Source organism: Citrobacter sp. Ct235, from assembly GCF_030332305.1.
Lineage (GTDB): Bacteria > Pseudomonadota > Gammaproteobacteria > Enterobacterales > Enterobacteriaceae > Citrobacter_A > Citrobacter_A telavivensis.
Genome location: NZ_JAOWIC010000049.1, coordinates 596,151 through 617,973 on the forward strand (window position 1 = coordinate 596,151; position 21,823 = coordinate 617,973).

The 21,823-nt window shown below is 52.2% G+C and carries 20 protein-coding genes; 11 read left to right on the plus strand and 9 right to left on the minus strand.

The window, feature by feature from the left end; translation table 11 throughout:
* Window positions 1-223 precede the first annotated feature (223 nt).
* Together OGY35_RS20010 and OGY35_RS20015 are read right to left on the minus strand one after the other, a co-directional pair.
* Window positions 224-529, minus strand: coding sequence for a DUF1161 domain-containing protein (locus tag OGY35_RS20010; RefSeq protein ID WP_286633711.1), 306 nt, complete (start codon window positions 527-529; stop codon window positions 224-226).
* A gap of 173 nt (window positions 530-702) precedes the next feature.
* Window positions 703-3,297: an autotransporter outer membrane beta-barrel domain-containing protein gene (locus OGY35_RS20015; protein WP_286633226.1), complete on the minus strand. Its 2,595-nt coding sequence runs from the start codon at window positions 3,295-3,297 to the stop codon at window positions 703-705.
* Between the two features lie 630 nt (window positions 3,298-3,927).
* Here OGY35_RS20015 and OGY35_RS20020 point away from each other — a divergent pair.
* The gene (locus OGY35_RS20020; protein WP_502872706.1) at window positions 3,928-4,638 is read left to right on the plus strand and encodes a YnfC family lipoprotein; all 711 of its coding nucleotides are present in this window, start codon (window positions 3,928-3,930) and stop codon (window positions 4,636-4,638) included.
* Between the two features lie 16 nt (window positions 4,639-4,654).
* On the opposite strand, the gene speG is transcribed toward OGY35_RS20020, so the two are convergent.
* Window positions 4,655-5,215, minus strand: coding sequence for a spermidine N1-acetyltransferase (speG, locus tag OGY35_RS20025; protein ID WP_152404777.1), 561 nt, complete (start codon window positions 5,213-5,215; stop codon window positions 4,655-4,657).
* Window positions 5,216-5,249: 34 nt separating this feature from the next.
* Window positions 5,250-5,591 carry a DUF1283 family protein gene (locus tag OGY35_RS20030; RefSeq protein ID WP_152404776.1) on the minus strand — a complete coding sequence of 114 codons (342 nt, stop codon included), beginning with the start codon at window positions 5,589-5,591 and terminating at the stop codon, window positions 5,250-5,252.
* 152 nt (window positions 5,592-5,743) lie between these two features.
* Between OGY35_RS20030 and OGY35_RS20035 the strand changes: the two genes are divergently transcribed.
* The 6 genes from OGY35_RS20035 (at window position 5,744) to OGY35_RS20060 (ending at window position 13,123) form a co-directional block, all read left to right on the plus strand.
* The gene (locus tag OGY35_RS20035; RefSeq protein ID WP_286633228.1) at window positions 5,744-6,070 is read left to right on the plus strand and encodes a YnfA family protein; all 327 of its coding nucleotides are present in this window, start codon (window positions 5,744-5,746) and stop codon (window positions 6,068-6,070) included.
* 107 nt (window positions 6,071-6,177) lie between these two features.
* Window positions 6,178-7,197, plus strand: a complete 1,020-nt coding sequence (locus OGY35_RS20040) for a Zn-dependent oxidoreductase (protein WP_286633229.1) — start codon at window positions 6,178-6,180, stop codon at window positions 7,195-7,197.
* 74 nt (window positions 7,198-7,271) lie between these two features.
* A complete protein-coding gene (locus OGY35_RS20045) occupies window positions 7,272-8,645 on the plus strand; it encodes an MFS transporter (RefSeq protein ID WP_178824286.1) in 1,374 nt (457 codons plus the stop codon).
* Window positions 8,646-8,829: 184 nt separating this feature from the next.
* Window positions 8,830-10,044 carry a starvation-sensing protein RspA gene (rspA, locus tag OGY35_RS20050; protein ID WP_152404772.1) on the plus strand — a complete coding sequence of 405 codons (1,215 nt, stop codon included), beginning with the start codon at window positions 8,830-8,832 and terminating at the stop codon, window positions 10,042-10,044.
* Between the two features lie 58 nt (window positions 10,045-10,102).
* Complete coding sequence (locus OGY35_RS20055) at window positions 10,103-11,440, plus strand: MFS transporter (RefSeq protein ID WP_286633231.1); 1,338 nt, start codon at window positions 10,103-10,105, stop codon at window positions 11,438-11,440.
* Window positions 11,441-11,656: 216 nt separating this feature from the next.
* Entirely contained in the window at window positions 11,657-13,123 is a 1,467-nt protein-coding gene (locus OGY35_RS20060; RefSeq protein ID WP_286633232.1) for a mannitol dehydrogenase family protein, read from the plus strand.
* A gap of 49 nt (window positions 13,124-13,172) precedes the next feature.
* On the opposite strand, the gene ydfZ is transcribed toward OGY35_RS20060, so the two are convergent.
* From ydfZ to ydfG, 3 genes are all read right to left on the minus strand, one after another.
* Window positions 13,173-13,376 carry a putative selenium delivery protein YdfZ gene (gene ydfZ, locus OGY35_RS20065; protein WP_046480602.1) on the minus strand — a complete coding sequence of 68 codons (204 nt, stop codon included), beginning with the start codon at window positions 13,374-13,376 and terminating at the stop codon, window positions 13,173-13,175.
* A gap of 186 nt (window positions 13,377-13,562) precedes the next feature.
* Complete coding sequence (locus OGY35_RS20070; protein WP_286633233.1) at window positions 13,563-14,249, minus strand: GntR family transcriptional regulator; 687 nt, start codon at window positions 14,247-14,249, stop codon at window positions 13,563-13,565.
* A gap of 87 nt (window positions 14,250-14,336) precedes the next feature.
* Window positions 14,337-15,083 (minus strand): bifunctional NADP-dependent 3-hydroxy acid dehydrogenase/3-hydroxypropionate dehydrogenase YdfG, encoded by a 747-nt coding sequence (gene ydfG, locus OGY35_RS20075; protein ID WP_178825104.1) that lies wholly within the window; start codon window positions 15,081-15,083, stop codon window positions 14,337-14,339.
* 138 nt (window positions 15,084-15,221) lie between these two features.
* Here ydfG and dcp point away from each other — a divergent pair, with 138 nt between their 5' ends.
* From dcp to OGY35_RS20090, 3 genes are all read left to right on the plus strand, one after another.
* Window positions 15,222-17,267 carry a peptidyl-dipeptidase Dcp gene (gene dcp, locus OGY35_RS20080; RefSeq protein ID WP_286633235.1) on the plus strand — a complete coding sequence of 682 codons (2,046 nt, stop codon included), beginning with the start codon at window positions 15,222-15,224 and terminating at the stop codon, window positions 17,265-17,267.
* A 126-nt stretch (window positions 17,268-17,393) separates the two neighbouring features.
* A complete protein-coding gene (locus OGY35_RS20085; protein ID WP_286633236.1) occupies window positions 17,394-18,575 on the plus strand; it encodes a serine hydrolase domain-containing protein in 1,182 nt (393 codons plus the stop codon).
* A gap of 136 nt (window positions 18,576-18,711) precedes the next feature.
* A complete protein-coding gene (locus OGY35_RS20090) occupies window positions 18,712-19,650 on the plus strand; it encodes a diguanylate cyclase (RefSeq protein ID WP_286633713.1) in 939 nt (312 codons plus the stop codon).
* 464 nt (window positions 19,651-20,114) lie between these two features.
* Here OGY35_RS20090 and mgtS read toward each other — a convergent pair whose 3' ends face one another.
* Window positions 20,115-20,210: a protein MgtS gene (gene mgtS, locus OGY35_RS20095; protein ID WP_000901367.1), complete on the minus strand. Its 96-nt coding sequence runs from the start codon at window positions 20,208-20,210 to the stop codon at window positions 20,115-20,117.
* Between the two features lie 103 nt (window positions 20,211-20,313).
* Complete coding sequence (gene ftrA, locus OGY35_RS20100) at window positions 20,314-21,306, minus strand: transcriptional regulator FtrA (RefSeq protein ID WP_286633237.1); 993 nt, start codon at window positions 21,304-21,306, stop codon at window positions 20,314-20,316.
* 73 nt (window positions 21,307-21,379) lie between these two features.
* Between ftrA and OGY35_RS20105 the strand changes: the two genes are divergently transcribed.
* Entirely contained in the window at window positions 21,380-21,781 is a 402-nt protein-coding gene (locus OGY35_RS20105) for a rhodanese-like domain-containing protein (protein ID WP_286633238.1), read from the plus strand.
* The last annotated feature ends 42 nt before the right edge of the window (window positions 21,782-21,823 follow it).

The window sequence follows — 21,823 nt, forward strand, 5'->3', positions numbered from 1 at the left end:
TTTCGGGAACAGCCATTCCTTTGTTTTCCGTATTGAACGGTGTGGTGCAGGCGGTGTTGTGCTTATGCCACACCGTTAAACAGATCGTTGTATATTTATTTCTATAGCGATATCAGAGACATATTAAAGAGGAATGAATTTTACCCCTTAATGAGTAGGGGTTATTAATCCATATCAAAGTGAGGGAAACCCTCCGTTGCCGGAGGGCGAAAAACAGGCGGAATTACTGCGGCTCGGTGTTGGCACCTTCCTGAGAAGGCGTGGTGCTGGTAGGTGCATTACCACTGCTGGTTCGGGTGTAGAGAATTTTATGCGTGTCGTTGGCACAGTGACCGACAACCTGTGAGTCAGGCTGATCGGCCTGATCGTTTGGCACGATGCTCAGGGTGAAATTGGCCTCCGGCACGCCGTTATTGATGATGCGCTGCTCAATATCACTCCTGACACGTTCGCAGGAGTCAGGGACGGCGAACACCAGCGGGGAGGCGCTCAGCAGTACACATGTCAGTATTCCTCGGGAAAATTTCATCATCAGCTCCATTGTTGAGATGCACAGAATAAGCATAGCATTGCTAGTGTAAGCAATTGTCATTGCCAGCAACCTGTTGAAGAATCGGAAAGCTCTCTCTTTTCCCCAAAAGCAAAAACCCCGACGGTGTCAGGGTTTATGAGAAATCCCCCGTGTTGCCACGGGAGGAAGGGTCAGAAGCTGTATTTCAGCCCCAGCATACCTTGCGTATCGCTGTAGCCATTGTCGCCAATCTGTTGGGCGACGTTGCCCCACAGGGTGACATTTTTCGTCAGTTGACCTTCAACACCGGCTTTCAGTTCAGCTATGTTGCGGCTGCCTTTCACTTCGCTGTTGATGTCATCCATCTGCACGCTGTAATTCTGCGTGTTGTGGATCCAGTTGGCTTCGACAAACGGCTGGAAGGTGCGGTCTTTACCGTCATCCATCGCGTTATGCCCCTGCAGGTACGCTTTCACACCCAGGCGGGTTTGCAGATTGCCGTCGGTTTTATCCACCACCCGGGTACCGTTTTTCTCGATGTGGGTATCGGCCTGCACGTCCATCCAGGTCACCTGGACTTTAGGTTGAATGTACAGCGCGTTACGTTCGCTGAATTCAGCCAGTTTCCAGGTATAACCCGTTTCGACAGAGGCGGTGATCCCGTCTGAGTCATACTCTTCGGAGGCCAGTCCCTGTCCGGAGACGGTGTTGTCAAACCAGTTGTAAAGCATCCAGCCATCAACATAAGCCCCGGTTTTATCGGCGTCGTTGGCATACCAGGTGCCGTACAGACCGGCGCTGTAGCCGCTGATTTCCCCACGAGAGGTGTATCCGGTCAGACTGGAATGGCTGCGGCTCTTGCTGTTGGCGTAACCGGCCATCAGACCCAGATGCCAGCGATCCAGACCGTCGGTGCTCCATTGCGCAATGTCGCCGCCCAGTTGCATCACATAGCGGTTGCTCTGGGTGCTTATCTGCCCGGAACCGTCCTTGAAGCGGTTATGGCCGCCGATGTGGCGCATCCACAGACTAGTTACCTTCTGTTCGCCGGTTAACGCGTCGGTATACTGCGTTTCACCCAGACGATCGTGGAGGCGGGTGGTAAACAGCGTGTTGGCGGCAAGGGTGTTTGCCAGATAGCTGCCGGTTTCCGGGCGATACTGGTGTTTACCTTCCGGGGCGGCAGGAGTCTCCGGAACCGGCTGTTCCGGTGATGCTGGCGCGGGCTCATCTGGCGGTAACGGATCGGGAATTACCTCGCTGGTCAGATGCCAGTTCTGGTTGTTCTTTTTGATGATGCTGTAGTCGTAAGCGCCTGCGACGATACGGCCTTCTTTTACAAAGGTACCGTTAGAGGCACCTTCCACTTCCACAACCGGGATGCCTTCTACCGTCTGCGAACCGCCGCCGCCAGCGTTGGTGACGCTGACACGCGTGGTGCCGCTGGTATCACCACGAACAACCAGCTTATCGGTCGCCGAAAGGTCATCGCCTAATACGGTGCGTAAGGCCAGCAGACCGTTGTTGCCCGTGTAATTGCCGTTGATGGTTAACGTGGTCGGGCTAAAGGCCGCTTTCACTCGCGGTGGGGAGGAGAGCGTCGTCGTGCCTGCCAGTTCCAGCGAGTTCAGGGTTTGCGAATAGCCATTAAGATCCAGACTGGCACCGTCGTTGACGATGTAATCTGACGCGTCGCTAAAGGTATTTTCCGCGCCGGCACGAAGCGTCCCTCTGGAGACAAGCGTGTTGCCGCTGTAGGTATTGGCTCCCGTCAGCGTGGTCACCCCCGAACCAACGTGGTTGACTTCACCATTGCCGTAAATTCGCGATGCCAGCACGAAGTCCTGACTGGAATGGTTGAAGTTCAGAATGGCGGTGTTCTGACCGCTGTTATTCATCAGATAAATTCGTGACGCCTCAATGTTGCCTGCCGCCTGTTCGGCTTCTCCCTGCGCGCCGCCGATATTTAAAATCCCGGTACTGCCGTTGCCATAGGCCAGGCGGATCAACGTGCCGGACTTAACGGTTGCGCCATTGCTGACGGTGAGGATCCCTTTGGCGGTATTATTTACGGTTAAGAACCCGCCCAGATTGATGGCCGCAGCAACGTCCAGCATTGAATTAGCCCCATCGACCCGGGTTTCACCAAAGCCTTTAGCATCGGTATTAACCGTCACTCCGACGAGGCCAATACTCATGTGACTGGTCGTTGAGAGCTTACCGCCGTTGGTAATGAATAATTGACCATGTCCCTGATCGCCGACGACGGTCCAACTGGTTTCAATTGAAGAATTAGCGCCGTCAATGTTTACCACTCCCTGGGCATCTTCGTATGCTTCACCAATGCGCAAATTATCAAGTCCAGTTATTTTACTGCCGTTAAGCACATTCAGCGTGCCGGAACCATTACCCATTCCAAGCTGGATATGCCAGTTATTCGTTCTCCAGGTGGCGCCATTGGTCAAGGTAACGATACCGGTCCCCCCGTAACCAATGATAGCCCCTTCGGCAACGAGGATATCCCGGCCATCAATAATCAATGTACCGACGCCGGTACTCCCAACGCTTGCTGCGCGAACCTGATTCCAGTTACTGCCGGTATTTTCGGTTGAGGAAAGGGTGAGAGAGTCATTATTATCGATAATGAGATCGCTCGTGATGTCCGTCGGAGGCGTCACGGTTAACAGATTGATATTATCCACATTCGCTGCGGCGGCAGTTTGTACTGCGAAGGCAATAGCGATTGCCAGTATTGATTTTGGGTAGTGCGATTTTTTAATATTCATAATTGTCTCTTCCATAAGAGAGTGCCTGGTGTACGAAATAAATTTTGTATTGAAGAACAATCCCTTAGTGCATGGTGATGAACAAAAATACAATTTGTAAAAATAAATTTTTTCTTAAGGCGTATTTTATTGCATGATTTTAAATTGAGAAATGGTTTTATCTACTAATTATTGTGTTGTTCAATAGGTTTCATCTATTTAATATATCTTTAATTTTCTTATATAAGATCTTAAGTGTTTTTTTTGCCAGCAATGTATCTTATTAAGGCCATTTAAAATATTAGGATTAGTGCAAATAATTTCCCTTATACAATGAGATAATAGGCGTGGAGGATGAGTGATTTTTATTATAGAGCGAATGACTAACCTGCTAGTCATTTGTCAGGCAATCATTGCTTAAATGCGTGAGCGTGGTGATTTAGGACATTTGCGGAAATCTAATACATGATAGCTTGATTTCGATCAAACCTCGCAGTTGAGATAAGTAAAGTCCGGGCGCGTTTTGCGTAGAAGTTTGCCACCAGACGCTATGTGCCCGTTGGCACTCAACGGTTTTTTTTGCTTTGCTGTCGTGTAAACGACAGTCTTTGCTAATATGACTGGAGATCATCCTTTTCTTTCGGGGAAGCTGTGAAAAAACAGATATTTCTTTTCGTGCTCGGTACTTTGCTGGTGGGATGTGACAACGGTACGGTACCGCTCTCCTTTACGCCGGAAATGGCCAGTTTCTCTAATGAGTTTGATTTTGACCCTTTGCGCGGGCCGGTTAAGGACTTCAGCCAGACGTTGCTCAATGAGAAGGGCGAAGTGGCGAAGCGCGTCAACGGTACGCTGTCTGAGGAAGGCTGTTTTGACTCGCTGGAGCTGCACGATCTTGAAAACAATACCGGCGTGGCGCTGGTGCTGGACGCGAATTTTTATCGTGATGCCGAAACGCTGGAGAAAAAGGTGCGCCTGCAGGGGAAATGTCAGCTCGCGGAACTGCCTTCAGCCGGCGTCGTCTGGGATACCGATGATAATGGCTTTGTGATCGCGGCGACCGGAAAAGAGATGAAAGTCCAGTATCGCTATGATGCCGAAGGTTATCCGCTCGGCAAGACCACCGTCAGCAAGGACCAGACGCTATCCGTCAGCGCAAAACCCTCAACCGATCCGCGTAAGAAGCTTGATTATACGGCGGTAAGTCTGCTTAACGATCGCCCTCTGGGGAACGTTAAGCAAACCTGTGATTATGACCGTCATGCCAATCCCACGGACTGTACGCTGGTGATCGTTGATGAAAGCGTCAAGCCCGCGGTCGAGCACAATTACACGATCAAAAATACCATCGATTACTACTAAGATGACCGCGCAGCGATTACTGCGCGGTAGGTTTCAACATCGCCGTACCGGGCGACCGATGTTCCGCCAGGTACTGATGCTGGAAGATACACATCCGGATAGTATTGCGGTATTCACCGTTAATAAAGAATTCATGAATCAGTTCACCTTCAACCATAAAGCCCAGCTTGCGGTAGATGTGGATCGCTTTTTCGTTCTCTTTATCAACGATGAGGTACAGCTTATAGAGGTTAAGTACGGTAAATCCGTAGTCCATCGCCAGCCTGGCGGCACGTGAGGCGAGACCTTTTCCCTGATACTCCGGGGAAATAATGATCTGAAATTCGGCCCGACGATGGACATGGTTGATTTCAACCAGTTCGACCAGTCCCGCTTTTTCACCGTCGCATTCGACAACGAAACGGCGTTCGCTCTGATCGTGAATGTGCTTATCGTAAAGATCGGACAACTCGACGAAGGCCTCATAAGGCTCTTCAAACCAGTAGCGCATCACGCTGGCATTGTTATCGAGTTGATGGACAAAACGTAAATCTTCACGCTCCAGCGGGCGTAGCTTGACACTGAGGGCGCTTGTCATACCAAATCCTTAACGTCTCGTTTAGTTCTCTGTATCAGGGGGCAACCACGCGACCGGTGCGACGATCCAGACAGCGCAGGGTGTTCGGCTCCCAGTACGCATTCAGATTGGCACTCTGTTCGCAGCTATCGCGGTTATCAAAAGCGGCATCCGCTTTATCCCACTCTTTTTCCGCGCGCTTGTTAATTTTCTGACGCAGGCTACGTGTGTCATCCCATTGCTCTTTTTGCATGGCTGCCTGCTGACGGCTCAGGGCGCTGTCACCGGATTCGATCACCAGTCGACTGGTCTCAGCCTGCGCGGTCGCGGTGTAGACGACGGCACTCAGCAGCAGCATTGCCGTCAGGCACAGGCGTTTGCGAAGCGTAATGTTCATGGCAAGTTCCTTTTATGAGCGACGCAAAAAGCATCATTGACAGGCAAATTCTACACCATTCCTCGCACAGGGCATACCCGCCGGAAGGTTATGGATAAGTTCGGGCAATTATGACGTATCATGCCTTAACCTCAGGTAAATGAACGATACAGATGATCAAAACGACGCTGCTTTTTTTTTCCACCGCACTTTGCGAAATTATCGGCTGCTTTCTCCCCTGGCTCTGGCTAAAGCGGGGGGCTACCGCCTGGCTGCTGTTACCCGCGGGCGTTGCGCTGGCGCTGTTTGTCTGGCTGTTGACGCTGCATCCTGCCGCCAGTGGTCGGGTGTATGCTGCGTATGGCGGCGTTTATGTTTGTACTGCGCTTATCTGGCTGCGCGTGGTGGATGGCGTAAAGCTCAGCGTGTATGACTGGAGCGGGGCGCTCATCGCGCTCAGCGGAATGCTGATTATTGTGGCGGGATGGGGACGCGGATAAGCGTCTCTTTTTTGTGATCGCCTGGTGATTTTTTGATCATTATACTTGTATGGTAGTTATAGAGAGAATAAATTTCTTGCATCACTAATTTGATGTAAGGAAAACGCATGGAAAGTATAGTGATTCAACAGCCAAATAAATTATGCATTGAACAGCGGCCATTACCTTTACCAAAACCTGGAGACGTGAGGATTAAGGTAAAAATAGCAGGGATCTGCGGGTCGGATAGTCATATATATCGTGGACATAATCCTTTTGCGCAATATCCTCGCGTCATTGGTCATGAGTTCTATGGCATTATTGATGCAGTCGGCGAGGGCGTGGAGAATAAACGCGCTGGCGAACGTGTGGTGGTGGATCCCGTAATAAGTTGCGGTGTCTGCTATCCCTGCACTGTTGGCAAACCCAATGTTTGTACCTCTTTAACGGTATTAGGTGTTCATCGGGATGGTGGCTTCAGTGAATATGTCACGGTTCCGGAAAGTAATGTTTATTGTATTCCGGATTCGATTAGCGACCGACAGGCGGTAATGGTTGAACCCTTTACGATTGCCGCGAATGTCACGGGGCAGATTGCGCCAACAGAAAATGATATTGCCTTAATTTACGGCGCCGGTCCGATGGGGTTAACCACCGTCCAGGCGCTTAAAGGGGTATATCAGGTCAAAACGGTGATTGTTGTTGACCGGATTGACGCGCGCCTGGCAATGGCGAAAGCGTGCGGGGCCGATGAAACGATGAATAATGCCCGGCGGTCATTAGCGGAATATCTGGCACAGAAGGGCATCAGACCGACGCTGATTATCGATGCGGCCTGCCATCCCACCATTCTGTCTGAAGCCATTGGCCTGGCATCACCTGCGGCGCGTATTGTGATAATGGGTTTTTCCAGTGACCCTTGTCAGATAATCCAACAGGGGATTACCGGAAAAGAGCTCACGATTTTCTCATCCCGACTGAACGCGCATAAATTTCCAACCGTTATTGAGTGGATGCAAAATAAATTAATCGACCCTGATAAATTAATCACGCATCAGTTTGACTATCGACAGGTCATCGACGCAATAACGCTATTCGAAACCGATCAGCAGAGCTGTTGTAAAGTATTGCTCACCTTTTCCGCTTAAAATTAATTCATGCGATGGATGCCTGACGATTCGGGTATTCCGTGGTACGCATTTACTCTGTAGAGACAGACGATATGAATACAACAAAGCATGAAAGAAGCACCCGGGATCTGGTGCGCGCCGCGGTTTCCGGTTGGTTAGGCACCGCATTAGAATTTATGGACTTTCAGTTATATTCTCTGGGTGCCGCACTGGTTTTCCATGAAATATTTTTCCCGGAGCAATCGGCGGCAATGGCGTTAATTCTCGCAATGGGAACTTACGGCGCAGGCTATATCGCCCGCATTATCGGGGCCTTCTTTTTTGGCAAAATGGGGGACAGGATCGGGCGTAAGAAGGTGCTGTTTATTACCATCACGTTAATGGGAATGTGTACGACCTTAATCGGTATACTTCCGACTTATGCGCAGATAGGCATTTTTGCACCCGTGCTGTTGGTGACATTACGTATTATTCAGGGACTCGGGGCCGGGGCGGAAATATCCGGAGCCGGAACCATGCTCGCAGAATATGCGCCAGTCGGTAGGCGGGGAATTATTTCATCACTGGTCGCTATGGGAACAAACTGCGGCACGCTCAGCGCGACCGCGATTTGGGCGGTGATGTTCTTTGCGCTCGATCGTGAAGCCTTGCTGGCATGGGGTTGGCGTATCCCATTTCTGGCGAGCGTCGTCGTCATGATTTTTGCGATCTGGCTGCGGTTGAATCTGAAAGAAAGTCCCGTCTTCGAGCAGGTCAATGAAGGGGACGCACCGGCGACAGCCTCACAAGAGGCGATTTCAGTAGGAACGATGTTTACCAGTAAATCTTTCTGGCTGGCAACGGGATTACGCTTTGGTCAGGCCGGTAACTCGGGGCTGATCCAGACGTTTCTTGCCGGATATCTGGTGCAGACGCTGCTGTTCAATAAGGCCATCCCGACGGATGCGCTGATGATAAGTTCGGTGATTGGTTTTATCACTATCCCGCTACTGGGATGGTTATCCGACAAATTTGGCCGTCGTTTACCGTATATCGTGCTGAATATCTCGGCGATTATTCTCGCATACCCAATGTTATCCATCGTGGTGGATAACGCTTACCAACCGGGCGTGATTATGACGGCTCTGATCGTCATTCATAACGTCGCGGTACTGGGATTATTTGCTCTGGAAAACATTACGATGGCTGAAATATTTGGCTCACGTAATCGCTTTACCCGCATGGCAATCGCCAAAGAAGCAGGGGGACTGGTGGCGGTCGGCTTTGGACCGGTGCTGGCAGGGATTTTCTGCAACATGACGGGAAACTGGCTGCCAATTCTGGTGATGATCGTGATTTATTCCCTGATTGGTCTGCTCTCTGCATTCCTGATGCCAGAAGTGTGCGACCGCGATTTGCGGATACCGGAAGACGCCGCGCAGTCGGTGACCGGGAAACGGCGTTCTGCGACAGCCAGTCGCGTCTGACCTCCTTAAATAGTGACGGTTCCTGTCCTTCAGGGCCGTCTTTTCACCCTTTCTGAATTCAGCATTCCATGACATAACCCGCGAGTTTTGTGATCTGCTCAGAAAAACAGATCATTTATACTTGTATGGTAGTATGTGAATTGCGTAGATTCTCTCCATCACCACACAGAACCAGGAAGAAAAAATGAAGATTGTAGGGGCTGAGGTTTTTATCACCTGTCCGGGGCGTAACTTTGTCACGTTGAAGATTACGACCGAGGACGGCATCACCGGTTTGGGAGACGCAACGCTGAATGGACGTGAGCTGTCCGTCGCGTCGTACCTGAAAGATCATCTTTGCCCGCAGTTAATCGGCCGTGATGCCCATCGCATCGAAGATATCTGGCAGTTCTTTTATAAGGGGGCGTACTGGCGTCGCGGACCGGTGACCATGTCTGCCATCTCCGCCGTCGACATGGCGCTGTGGGATATCAAAGCCAAAGCCGCCAACATGCCGCTGTATCAGTTGCTCGGTGGCGCATCGCGCGAAGGCGTGATGGTTTACTGCCACACCACGGGTCATACCGTTGATGATGTGCTGGAAGACTATGCGCGTCACAAAGAGATGGGATTCAAAGCCATTCGCGTACAGTGCGGCGTGCCGGGCATGAAAACCACCTACGGCATGGCGAAGGGGAAAGGGCAGGCTTATGAACCGGCGACTAAAGGGCAGTGGCCGGAAGAACAACTGTGGTCAACCGAAAAATATCTCGATTTCACGCCGAAACTGTTCGAGGCGGTGCGCAATACGTTCGGCTTTAACGAACACCTGTTGCACGACATGCACCACCGTCTGACGCCCATAGAAGCGGCGCGCTTTGGGAAAAGCATCGAAGATTATCGTCTTTTCTGGATGGAAGATCCGACGCCTGCTGAGAATCAGGAGTGCTTCCGACTGATTCGTCAGCATACGGTGACCCCGATTGCCGTCGGTGAAGTCTTTAACAGCATCTGGGACTGCAAGCAGCTTATTGAAGAACAGCTCATCGATTACATCCGGGCCACGATCACCCACGCGGGCGGGATTACCGGCATGCGTCGTATCGCCGACTTCGCCTCCCTGTATCAGGTACGTACAGGATCGCACGGACCGTCCGATCTTTCTCCGGTCTGTATGGCCGCTGCGCTGCACTTTGACCTGTGGGTTCCGAACTTTGGCGTTCAGGAGTACATGGGCTATTCCGAGCAGATGCTGGAAGTGTTCCCGCACAACTGGACCTTTGACAACGGCTATATGCATCCGGGCGAGAAGCCGGGACTGGGTATCGAGTTCGATGAAAAGCTGGCCGCGAAATATCCCTATGACCCCGCCTATTTGCCGGTTGCCCGGCTTGAAGATGGCACCTTGTGGAATTGGTAAGTTAAAATTTATACGACATGGATGTTGTTCACCTCTGAACCAACGAAGGTAATTATTTATGGTTAGTTCCGTTGATATTAAAAATGATGTTGATAGCAAACCTGTAGTTCGTCGTGTCGCTTCTGCCTCGGCGATTGGTACGGCAGCCGAATACTATGACTTTTTTGCCTATGGCACCGCGGCGGTACTATTTTTTGGACATCTGTTCTTCCCCAGTGACGATCCGCTAATTAGTACGCTGGCGGCATTTGCCACCTATGCCGTGGGCTTCCTGGCAAGGCCGCTGGGCGGAATTGTCTTTGGTCATATCGGCGATAAAGTGGGTCGTAAAAAAGCGCTGGTTATCACGATCCTGATTGTCGGGCTCGGGACATTCTGTATTGGCTTATTACCGACGTACGAAAAAATCGGTGTTTGGGCACCTGTTCTGTTGATCTTCATTCGCGTACTCCAGGGATTTGGTGTCGGCGGTGAGCAGGCCGGGGCTGTATTGATGACGGCTGAATATGCAGAACCTAAACGTCGGGGATTCTTTGCCAGTTGGGTGCAAATCGGGGCGCCGGTCGGCTTCCTGTTACCAATGGCGCTGTTTGCGCTGCTTAATGCCACTTTATCCCCTGAAGCGATGATGGATTACGGCTGGCGTATTCCATTCCTGCTCAGTCTGTTGCTGGTAATCGTCGGTCTGTTCATTCGCCTGAGAATCGATGAGTCTCCTGTCTTTGCACAGATTCGCGAGACGAAAGCGGAAGAATCCCGTCCATTGATTGAAGTCATCCGTGATTTTCCTGGCATTGTGGTGAAAGGCGTCTGCGCAAAACTGATTGAAGCCTGTACTTTCGCGATGTTCACAGTGATTGTCCTGGCATATGGCAAAGCCAATAATCTGGACGCCAATATCTTAATGGAAACCATGATTATTGCAGTGGTGATAGAAGTCTTTGCCATACCAATGATGGGGGCGCTCTGCGACAAAATTGGTCGCAAGCCGGTGTATATCATGGGGGCGCTGATTCAGGTCATTATGATTATTCCGTTCTTCCTGGCCATTAATCAGGACAATTTCTGGTTGACACAACTAGTGATGATTATCGTCATTAGCTTTGGTCACAGCATGTGCTATGCACCGCAGGCATCATTCTTCCCGGAACTGTTCCCAACGCACATTCGTTGCAGTGGCATCGCCTTAATCTGGCAATTGGGTTCACTGATTGGCAGCGGGGTGCTGGGACTGGTGGCAGTGAAGATTTTGCAGATGACCGGTGGGCACTACTACGGGTTAGCAAGCTATGTGATTGTTCTCGGCATCATTTCTATTATCGGCTTGCTCATGATGCCTGAAACGGCACCTCTGCGACTCAAACGTGAATATCAGGAGTGGCATAAACACGATTAAGAAACGAGTCCTCCCGGAATGGCTGCATGGATGCAGCCAACTTTCAGCCCACGGATCTCAACCAGGGCGTCTGCTCCGGTATCAGGAAAGACATCCTGTCACATAACTTCTAAATGATGTTATACCAATTAGCAAAATATTAATTCAAATCAAAACATACAACCATACAGGCGTTACTCTGGGACCGTCCTGATTTCATTCAAAGTAGGTCATACAATGCAAAACAAGCTCTTAACGGCAAAGGCGACGCTTCCTGACTACGATCGCAACCGACTGATCCCGCGTATTGTTCATCTTGGTTTTGGTGCTTTCCACCGTGCGCACCAGGGCGTCTATACCGATATTCTGGCAGCAGAGCACAACAGCGACTGGGGATACTGCGAAGTAAACCTAATCGGCGGCGAGCAACAAATCGCCGATCTCAAGCAGCAGGATAATCTCTATACCGTGGCGGAAATGTCTGCCGATGCCTGGACGGCAAGAGTCGTGGGCGTGGTGAAAAAGGCGCTGCATGCTCAGGTTGATGGGCTGGAGAGCGTGCTGGCGGCGATGTGTGAACCGCAGGTTGCCATTGTTTCACTGACGATTACTGAGAAAGGGTATTGCCACTCCCCGGCAACCGGACAACTGATGCTGGATCATCCAATGATCGCCGCCGATCTGCAAAACCCTCATCAGCCGAAATCTGCGCCAGGCGTGGTGGTTGAAGCGCTGGCGCGTCGTAAAGCCGCGGGTTTAGCGGCCTTTACCGTGATGTCCTGCGACAACATGCCGGAAAACGGTCACGTGATGCGTAACGTGGTCACCGCCTATGCACGCGCAGTGGATGCCGAACTGGCCGCCTGGATCGAACAACACGTCACGTTCCCGTCGACGATGGTTGACCGTATCGTTCCGGCCGTCACCGCCGACACGCTGGATAAAATCGAAAAACTGACCGGTGTGCGCGATCCGGCGGGCGTGGCCTGCGAGCCGTTCCGCCAGTGGGTGATTGAAGATAATTTTGTTGCCGGTCGCCCGCAGTGGGAAAAAGCGGGGGCAGAACTGGTCTCTGACGTGATCCCGTTTGAAGAGATGAAACTGCGTATGCTTAACGGCAGCCACTCATTCCTCGCTTATCTGGGTTATCTTGCAGGGTATCAGCATATCAACGACTGCATGGGGGATGAAAATTACCGCGTGGCGGCCCGCGCGCTGATGCTTAACGAGCAGGCGCCGACGCTGAAAGTGCAGGGGGTGGATCTCACGCATTATGCCGATCTCCTCATCGAACGCTACAGCAACCCGGCGCTGCGTCACCGTACCTGGCAGATTGCGATGGACGGTAGCCAGAAATTACCTCAGCGGATGTTGGATTCTGTGCGCTGGCATCTGGCGCATAACAGCCGTTTTGATTTACTGGCGCTGGGCGTGGCGGGCTGGATGCGCTATGTCGGCGGCGTGGACGAGCAGGGAAATGCCATTGAAGTGAACGATCCGCTTCTGCCGGTGATCCAAAAGGCGGTACAAAACAGTGCGGAAGGTGAAAGCCGCGTTGAGGCACTGCTGGGTATTGACGCGATCTTTGGTAACGAACTGCCGCAAGTGGCGTTGTTCACGCAGGCGGTGAAAGAGGCGTATCGGACGTTGTTGGCGGATGGGGCGAAAGCCACCGTGGCAAAATATGCGGCAAAAGTGAAGTAACTGCCTCAGGACTGCCGGATAATCAAGGCATTATCCGGCACTCACACCATTAGTTCATGCCGAGCCGAATCAGTTCTACCGGGGCAAATTTGCCTTCACAGCCTTCCACTTCGACTGTTTTTTCACGACGAATTTGCGCCGCATCCCGGCCCTCGGTATCAATCGCTTTGATGCGACCGGTATGGCCGGTGCCACTGATCATCACACGGCTACCTGTGGTGATTGCGTTACGGTTACGATCGTATGTCATCATGGTATTTTCTCCTTTCTAACTTACCGTCAAAGCCCGTGGGCTCAGGTCCCACGTAACGGGCGCTATATAAATACGCTTATCAGTCAGGAATTTTTTTGTTTTTGATCAATCTCACATCTTTTTTGATGCGGACATGCAGGGAAGAAAACGAGGAAACCTCATCTCACAGGAGATGAGGTGGGGGAATTACTCTTCGCTGAACCAGTCACTGTTTTCCTGGCGGATTAACAGGACCGATTCGCCAATTTCTTGCAGATGTTGGGTCATTGCCTGCTCGACGGCAGCGGCGTCGTGCTTTTCCAGCGCGGCAAAAATATCGAGGTGCTGACGGAGTAACATTTCCGGCGGGGAAACGTGATCAAGGCTCATGTAACGCACGCGGTCGATAGTGGCCTTGATATTTTCGATGGTGTCCCATGCCAGCTGACAGTCGGCAATGGTTGCCAGCTTCTGGTGGAAATTGTCATCCAGCTCGAAGAAATCGTTCAGCTGTTTGCGTTCAATGGCAATCCGTTGTTGATTGAGATTCTGCTCAAGCTGATAGCACTGACTGTCGGTGATTTGGGCTGCGGCCCGCCGCGCCACTGCGCATTCGATAGCCTGACGGACAAAACAGCCGTTTCGCACCTGCGAGAGGGAGATCTTGTTGACGTAGCTGCCGCGCTGCGGACGGATCTGGATCAATCCGTTTTCCGCGAGCTTAATAAACGCTTCGCGCACCGGTTGACGAGAGACATCGAAGCGAACAGACACCTCTTTTTCGGACAGCGGCGTACCTGGCGCAATGAGGCAGTGCACGATGTCACGGCGAAGAATGCGATAAATCTGCTGATTTACGGGCTGTGTAGGGTTGAGTTGCGTTTCGACGGTCATTCGCTCTTACTTTTTAAAAAGTTAACCCACAAATTCTACCACTTTTTTATCGCGAGCTATACCCGGCCCGCAGGCCGGGAGGCAAAATTAACCGCGGTGAACGCTCAGTCCGGCAAATGACTGCGTCACAGGCATCATTTCTACCGTATTGATGTTCACATGGGCAGGCAGGGTGGCAACCCACCAGACTGCTTCGGTCACATCTTCCGGCGTCAGCGCCGTGGTGTTCTCATAGGTTTTGCCCGCTTTGTTGTCATCGCCTTTAAAGCGCACGTTGGAAAACTCAGTACCGCCCACCAGACCCGGTTCGATATCCGTGACGCGAACCGCCGTACCGTGCAGATCGGTACGCAGATTCAGGCTAAACTGACGAACAAACGCTTTGGTCGCGCCATAGACGTTACCGCCGGCATAAGGCCAACTGCCTGCCGTAGAGCCAATATTGATGATATGACCCCGGTTACGCTCTACCATGCCCGGCAGGACGGCGCGGGTCATGTAAACCAGCCCTTTGTTGTTGGTATCGATCATGGTTTCCCAGTCTTCCACACTGGCTTTATGCGCAGGTTCCAGGCCCAGCGCCAGACCGGCGTTATTGACCAGCAGGTCGATATCACGCCACCCGGCAGGCAATGACGCCAGCATCTCCTCAATGGCCGCGCGGTTGCGGACATCCAGTTGCGCGGTCAGCACGTTATCACCCAGCGACGCTTTTAACTCTTGCAGGCGTTCCTGGCGACGGCCAGTGGCAATGACTTTATGCCCGTTCTCAACAAAACGACGTGTAATGCATTCACCAAAACCTGCTGTTGCTCCGGTTACTAAAACGATCATCTCACTGTTCCTCAACGCTTTTTACGTTTAACTACCATAGCACGCGATCCGCCAACGCGGGTAATCCTGGTTTTACAGGATTGCGGTCTTTTACCCTGAAGCCTACTCTATTGAACAAATCGTTTTCAGGAGTGAAAGATGTCGTTAACGAATCCGTTCTTTAGCCACAGCCTGTTACCGTATCAGGCACCCCGTTTTGATCTGATTGAAGTCAGTCATTATCGTCCCGCATTTGATGAAGGGATGAAGCAAAAGCGGGAGGACATCGCCGTGATTATCGCTAACCGCGATGCGCCGGATTTTACCAATACCGTTCTCGCGCTGGAGAAAAGCGGTGAACTGTTGACCCGCGTTACCAGTGTCTTCTTTGCCATGACCGCCGCGCATACCAATGAGCAACTTCAGCGTCTCGATGAGGCGTTTTCCGCCGAGCTCGCGGAACTGGCGAATGATATCTGGCTTAACAGTGCGCTATTTTCCCGCGTCGACCACGTCTGGCAGCATCGCGATGCGCTGGGGCTCGACAGCGAATCCGTGCGTCTGATTGAGGTGACGCATCAGCGCTTTGTCCTTGCTGGTGCGCAGCTGAGCGACGCCGACAAAATGCAGCTCCGGGCACTTAATACCGAAGCGGCGACGCTCACCAGCCAGTTTAACCAGCGCCTGCTGGCGGCGAATAAATCCGGTGGTCTGGTGGTGGACTATGCCCATCAGCTGGAGGGACTCAGTGCGGAAGAGGTAGCCAGCGCGCGTCAGGCGGCGAGTGAAAAAGGGCTAGCCGAAGGATGGCTCATTCCGCTACTGAATACGACCCAACAGCCGGCGTTAAGCGTGCTGCGCGATCGTCAGACGCGGGAGAATCTGTTTAACGCCGGGTGGCGTCGCGCGGAGAAAGGGGACGACAATGACACGCGAGCGCTGATTCAGCGACTGGTCACCCTTCGGGCCCGTCAGGCGCAACTGTTGGGCTTTGCGGATTACGCGTCGTGGAAAATCGCCGATCAGATGGCAAAAACGCCAGACGCCGCACTGGCGTTTATGCGCGCAATCGTTCCTGCCGCACGTCAGCGGGCGTTGAATGAACTGGCCGATATTCAGCAGGTCATTGATGACGAACAGGGCGGGTTTAGCGCGCAGGCCTGGGACTGGTCGTTTTATGCCGAGCAGGTGCGTCGCGCGAAATATGCGTTAGATGAGTCACAGCTAAAACCTTATTTTGAACTGGATACCGTTCTGCACGAAGGGGTGTTCTGGACCGCCAACCAACTCTTTGGCATCAAATTCATCGAGCGCTTTGATATTCCGGTCTACCATCCGGATGTGCGCGTCTGGGAAATCTTCGATCATAACGGCGTCGGACTGGCGCTTTATTACGGTGATTTCTTTGCCCGTGATTCGAAAAGCGGCGGTGCCTGGATGGGCAATTTTGTCGAGCAGTCGACGCTCAACGAAACCCAACCGGTTATCTACAACGTCTGCAATTATCAGAAGCCCGCGGCGGGACAGCCCGCGCTGTTACTCTGGGATGATGTCATCACGCTGTTCCATGAGTTCGGTCATACCTTGCACGGGCTGTTTGCCTCACAGCGTTATGCCACGCTCTCCGGCACCAATACGCCGCGTGATTTCGTTGAATTTCCATCGCAGATCAACGAACACTGGGCGAGCCACCCGGCGGTATTTGGGCGCTACGCCCGCCATTATGCTACCGGCGAGAAAATGCCAGAGGCTCTACAGGACAAAATGCGTAAGGCAAGCCTGTTCAATAAAGGCTATGACATGAGCGAACTGCTCGGCGCCGCGCTGCTGGATATGGGCTGGCACAGGCTGTCTGTTGAAGCATCGAGCCAGCCGGTCGAGTCGTTTGAAAAGCAACTGCTGGCGGCAGAGCAACTCAGTCTTCCGGCGGTACCGCCGCGCTATCGCAGCAGCTATTTTGCGCATATTTTTGGCGGGGGTTACGCGGCAGGCTATTACGCCTATCTCTGGACGCAGATGCTGGCGGATGACGGCTTTCAGTGGTTTGTGGAGCAGGGCGGGCTGACGCGCGAGAACGGTCAGCGTTTCCGCGAGGCGATCTTATCGCGGGGCAACAGTAAAGATTTAGAGCATCTTTACCCGGCCTGGCGAGGAAATGAACCGCAGATCGACCACATGCTCAGACACCGTGGCCTGGCGGGATAAGACGATTGACAACTCAATACGGGTAACTTGATGTACAATGCGGACTTCTTTTTTTCGGAGTCCGCGATTGCACATGCCTGTTTTCCTCCCTTTCTGCGCTGATACCCTTCAGGTGATTTTCATCCCATGAAAGGATCCGCACCCCTCCTTCTTTCCTCTGTCCTGCTACTGGCCGGTTGTGGCAACAGCACCTTATCGCAGATGAATATGCCGGCTGAACAGCGTGCGCAGGCGGTGGTGGGTTACTACGCGCGCGGCATCGATCCGATGATCCGCCAGTATATGCAGGAAAAGCAGGTGCCCGGGATGGTGGTGGCGGTTATTCAGCACAACGGGCCGGTGGAGTTCCACAGTTACGGTGTGACCGACAGCAGGCATCGTTATCCGATCACGCCGGACACGCTATTTGCGCTGGGGTCGCTGAGTAAAGGGGTGACCGCGGAAGTCACTACCGTTCTGGTGAATCAGGGCGTGCTTCAGTGGAACGACACGCTGGCGCAACTGCTACCGGCCAGTACGCCGCTAAGCGAGGACGCCAGAAAAATTACCCTGCTGCAACTGGCGACGCATACTTCCGGTTTACCCAGACAACCGATGGATTTGCTGACTCTGGAAAATCTTCTGCACTATTTCAGTACGGGTGAAAATTTTTATACCCAACTGGATAACGACACGGTGCTGACATTTCTCTCCGACTTCACCGCGCCTGAAGCGCGCGTGCCGCGCTATTCCAATATCGGTTACGCGCTGCTTGGCTACATCGTGCAACGTCAAACCGGTGAGTCGATCCCGGCGTTGGCCCGTCGTCTGATCTTCCAGCCACTACAGATGAGCAACAGCAGTTTTGTGCCGACGTCGCTCAAAGCCTATCCGTATCGCGCATTAGGCCACGCGGGAGATCAGCCGAAGCTCATTCAACGCGGCGAACTGACGCCGGACTGGACGTTCCGCCACAACATGGTCGGGGCGGCGAGTTTATACAGCAGCGCGCGCGATCTGGCGGGCTACGCACGGGCCCATTTTGCGCCAGGGGACAACGCCGTGCTCGCCCGCGCGTTTGCGGATGTTTCCCGCATCCAGTTTTATCGTCAAAAAGAAGCGGCGAATATTGCGTGGGTGACGGATACCTTAGCCGATCGCCAGATAACCTGGCAGGTAGGGTATATTGGCGGATATTCCAGTTATATTGGTTTTGACAAACGGAATCAGAATGCGGTGGTGGTGCTGCAAAATAGTTTTAACTGGAGTAATTATCTGGGGCATACCATTCTTACAAAATTGGACAAACAGGAGAACATGCCATTCTGAGGGCGTTATGTCGGGGTTAAATCAGCATATTGCTCTGAACCGTTGATCCCATCCTCTTCTATTAATAAATTGACATAACCTTGCTTTTATCTCGTTACACTATTTTTCGAAATGGAACAGATGCGAAGGAGTGGCGATGATTAAAAAGACAGTAGAAATTGATGCTATCCTCTTAGAGCTTAATCAGTCTATTGATACGCATTATCAGTGGTTAGTCAAAATGTTCCACTGTGTGGTCACAGAGGATGCGTCGCAGGCAGATATTATTGCTACTAACGCACATTGTTTATGCCATTTTGGCCACTGGTTAAAAAATCATGTCGTGCACAGTCACGAGGAGTGGGAACATTTTCGCGAAATGGAATATGCACACGCTAAAATGCATGAATCGGGTCGTGAATTAATGTTGGCGGTCATTGAAAAGCGTTGGCGCGGTGCCCATTTTGACCATTTTCAGGACAGCTTATTAAGCTTCACCGCGAAAGTGATGGAATATAAAATATCTCTGGTCAATCTGCGAAGCAATATGGATATATTAACCGGTCTTCCTGGACGTCGGATGCTGGATGAAACGTTTGACAGACAACTTAAAGACGCCGCGCCGCTGGAGTTATATCTCTTGTTGCTGGATATTGACCGATTTAAATCGATTAATGATGGCTATGGTCACCTGGTGGGGGACATCGTACTACGTATGCTGGCGACGAATCTGACGGCCTGGACGCGCAGCGATGAAACGGCTTACCGCTATGGCGGCGAGGAATTTGTGATTGTCATCCGGGCAAAATCGGATGAAGAAGCCCGACAGGCCGGTTTACGCATTTGTCAGGCCATTGCGAGCACAACGATTCACTATCCTGGCGGGACTCTGGATATCACAGCAACAGGCGGAATCACCCGCGGCTGGCCGGGCGAGTCCCTGAATACCGTATTAGGTCGTGCCGACAAAGCCATGTATGAGGGGAAACAGACGGGAAGAAACCGTTGTATGTTTATCGATAAGAACCAACGAATGACCAACGTGGTAAACGTCGCCCCCGTTCACGCGGTCTTTACAAAACAGGCCGTTAGCTGACATAAGTCTGCACTCGATATGCTAAATTCCTGTCAACAAGTTGATTAATGGACTAAAACAGTGAAACCCGGAGGTCATATGCAGCTGTTGATGCGCAAGAAATTACAGAGAAAACGCTGGAATTCCCGTCCTGAATCGCAAGATTTACAGAATACACGTTCCGCTGAACCGTGGTCTTCCCGTACTGCATGTTGCCAGAGTAAGAAAGAGTGGAAACGAGACGCGCCGGAATCTTAGTTCCTGTCGTTTAACATTCATTGAGAATTGGCGTGGTAAGGTATTGGCTGTCTATTGTCTCTGCCGGGATTGGCAGGATGATAGAAAAAGTAAAATACAAATCTATCCATGCAAGCATTCACCGTCGGTTATCCGGCGGTTTTTTTTTGCCTGTCGGAGATAAAAAAATGGCCCCTTGTGCAGTGTTGCGACAAGGGGCCTTATCGGTTCAGGACTTTCTCCGTTCATTAGTCATCCCATTTGTGGCTGAAATAAGCGGCCAGGAATCCAGAAAATAAAATAATTCCCAGAACGGCCATGAAAACGTTCATATTACCCAGCATAATTACCTCCTTTGACGGGTTGTGTTTTTCCTCGCTTACCTTAATTTCGGTTGGTGAAAGAGATAATAGCAGCGTTAACCTAAACAAAAGCTGAATTAGGTGATTATTTAACATTAAAAGTAAATTTCTTTCGGTATTGTGACGGGGACAGACAATAAGCGTGGCGAAAATGGTGACGAAATAGCGCCGCACTGCCAAAACCGGTTTGTTCCGCGATCATTTCCACGCTGAGCGGTGAATTTTCCAGGTAATCGCGCGCCCGTAATAAACGTTCGTTGAGGATCCAACGCGCAGGCGTGGTGCCCGTACAGTCGGTGAAACGCCGCAAAAATGTGCGCGAACTCATTCCGGCGCGTTTGGCCAGCGAGGCGGTGTCATGATTCATCGTCAGATTCTGATGCAGAAAATCAAACAACGGGCCGAGCGTCTGGCTTTCACGCTGCCGGGCAACGGGGCGTAGCAGTTGCTGTGGTTGCGCGCCGTCGCGATGGGGTTGCACCACCAGTCGTCGGGCAACGCTGTTGGCAACCTCGAGGCCGTAGTCCTCTCTGACCAGGTAGAGACAAAGGTCGATACCCGCCGCGCTGCCCGCTGAGGTCAGCAACCGTCCCGCATCATGGTAGAGAACGTCATCAAGCACCTCGACCGCCGGGAAACGCTGCTGGAGTTTCTCAGTGTAGCGCCAGTGGGTGGTGGCTTTGCGCCCATCCAACAACCCGGTCGCCGCCAGTACAAACACGCCGGAACAGATCGACAGCAGGCGGCAACCTCGCGCCTGTGCGGTGCGCAGTGCGACACACAAGGCTTCCGGCACCGGCGCGTCGCTGTCCCGCCAGCCGGGAATAACAATGGTATCCGCCTCAGCCAGCAGTTCCAGCCCTCCATCCACCATCATCCGCACGCCGCCGGTCGCGCAGAGTGGACCGGGATCGACAGACGCAACGGCAAAACGATACCAGTCAGCACCCAGTTCCGGGCGCGGCAGGCCAAAGATTTCGACCGCCACGCCAAACTCGAAGGTGCACAGTCCGTCATAGGCGAGCACGACCACCAGCGGGCGCGGTGTTTTTGGCATAATCCTGGCGTTTTTTGGCATAGTTGAAGGCGGTATGTGAGGTCAGGGATGGTTAAATTATTGTAAACACAATCGTCCCTGAGGAGAAAGCAGAATGAGTCATGTCACTGAGTTTCCAGCCGCCGCATCCGCCCTTGCGGTCAACCATTTCCTGTCGCGTTTGAGTCTGGAAACAGATTGCGCCGATGTTTATGAAAGTATCCATAGCGGGGAGCCGGATTTCGTCTTACTCCACGTAGTGGGAAGACCGGAGACGTTTGCACATCGCCATATTCCGGGCGCTATTCATCTGCCGCATGCCATGATGACCGCCGAACGGATGGCGCAATGGCCTGCGGATACCCTGTTTGTGGTTTACTGCGCCGGGCCTCACTGTAACGGTGCCGACCGCGCGGCGCTGAAGCTTGCAAGGCTGGGCATACCGGTGAAGGTGATGATTGGCGGTATCACCGGATGGGCAGACGAAGGCTACGCGTTTGCCTGTCCCGCAGACTGAAGATGAATTTTTTTCATCATCCATGAATTTATCTCGTTTGCC

Bases quoted from the DNA above. Each gene is read 5' to 3' on its own strand.
- dcp (WP_286633235.1), top strand. From the start codon at position 15,222: ATGTCGTTAACGAATCCGTTCTTTAGCCACAGCCTGTTACCGTATCAG.
- OGY35_RS20015 (WP_286633226.1), bottom strand. From the start codon at position 3,297: ATGAATATTAAAAAATCGCACTACCCAAAATCAATACTGGCAATCGCT.
- rspA (WP_152404772.1), top strand. From the start codon at position 8,830: ATGAAGATTGTAGGGGCTGAGGTTTTTATCACCTGTCCGGGGCGTAAC.
- ydfG (WP_178825104.1), bottom strand. From the start codon at position 15,083: ATGATCGTTTTAGTAACCGGAGCAACAGCAGGTTTTGGTGAATGCATT.
- OGY35_RS20040 (WP_286633229.1), top strand. From the start codon at position 6,178: ATGGAAAGTATAGTGATTCAACAGCCAAATAAATTATGCATTGAACAG.
- OGY35_RS20010 (WP_286633711.1), bottom strand. From the start codon at position 529: ATGAAATTTTCCCGAGGAATACTGACATGTGTACTGCTGAGCGCCTCC.
- OGY35_RS20085 (WP_286633236.1), top strand. From the start codon at position 17,394: ATGAAAGGATCCGCACCCCTCCTTCTTTCCTCTGTCCTGCTACTGGCC.
- ftrA (WP_286633237.1), bottom strand. From the start codon at position 21,306: ATGCCAAAAAACGCCAGGATTATGCCAAAAACACCGCGCCCGCTGGTG.
- OGY35_RS20105 (WP_286633238.1), top strand. From the start codon at position 21,380: ATGAGTCATGTCACTGAGTTTCCAGCCGCCGCATCCGCCCTTGCGGTC.
- OGY35_RS20055 (WP_286633231.1), top strand. From the start codon at position 10,103: ATGGTTAGTTCCGTTGATATTAAAAATGATGTTGATAGCAAACCTGTA.
- ydfZ (WP_046480602.1), bottom strand. From the start codon at position 13,376: ATGATGACATACGATCGTAACCGTAACGCAATCACCACAGGTAGCCGT.
- OGY35_RS20030 (WP_152404776.1), bottom strand. From the start codon at position 5,591: ATGAACATTACGCTTCGCAAACGCCTGTGCCTGACGGCAATGCTGCTG.
- OGY35_RS20035 (WP_286633228.1), top strand. From the start codon at position 5,744: ATGATCAAAACGACGCTGCTTTTTTTTTCCACCGCACTTTGCGAAATT.
- OGY35_RS20060 (WP_286633232.1), top strand. From the start codon at position 11,657: ATGCAAAACAAGCTCTTAACGGCAAAGGCGACGCTTCCTGACTACGAT.
- OGY35_RS20090 (WP_286633713.1), top strand. From the start codon at position 18,712: ATGATTAAAAAGACAGTAGAAATTGATGCTATCCTCTTAGAGCTTAAT.
- OGY35_RS20045 (WP_178824286.1), top strand. From the start codon at position 7,272: ATGAATACAACAAAGCATGAAAGAAGCACCCGGGATCTGGTGCGCGCC.
- mgtS (WP_000901367.1), bottom strand. From the start codon at position 20,210: ATGCTGGGTAATATGAACGTTTTCATGGCCGTTCTGGGAATTATTTTA.
- OGY35_RS20070 (WP_286633233.1), bottom strand. From the start codon at position 14,249: ATGACCGTCGAAACGCAACTCAACCCTACACAGCCCGTAAATCAGCAG.
- speG (WP_152404777.1), bottom strand. From the start codon at position 5,215: ATGACAAGCGCCCTCAGTGTCAAGCTACGCCCGCTGGAGCGTGAAGAT.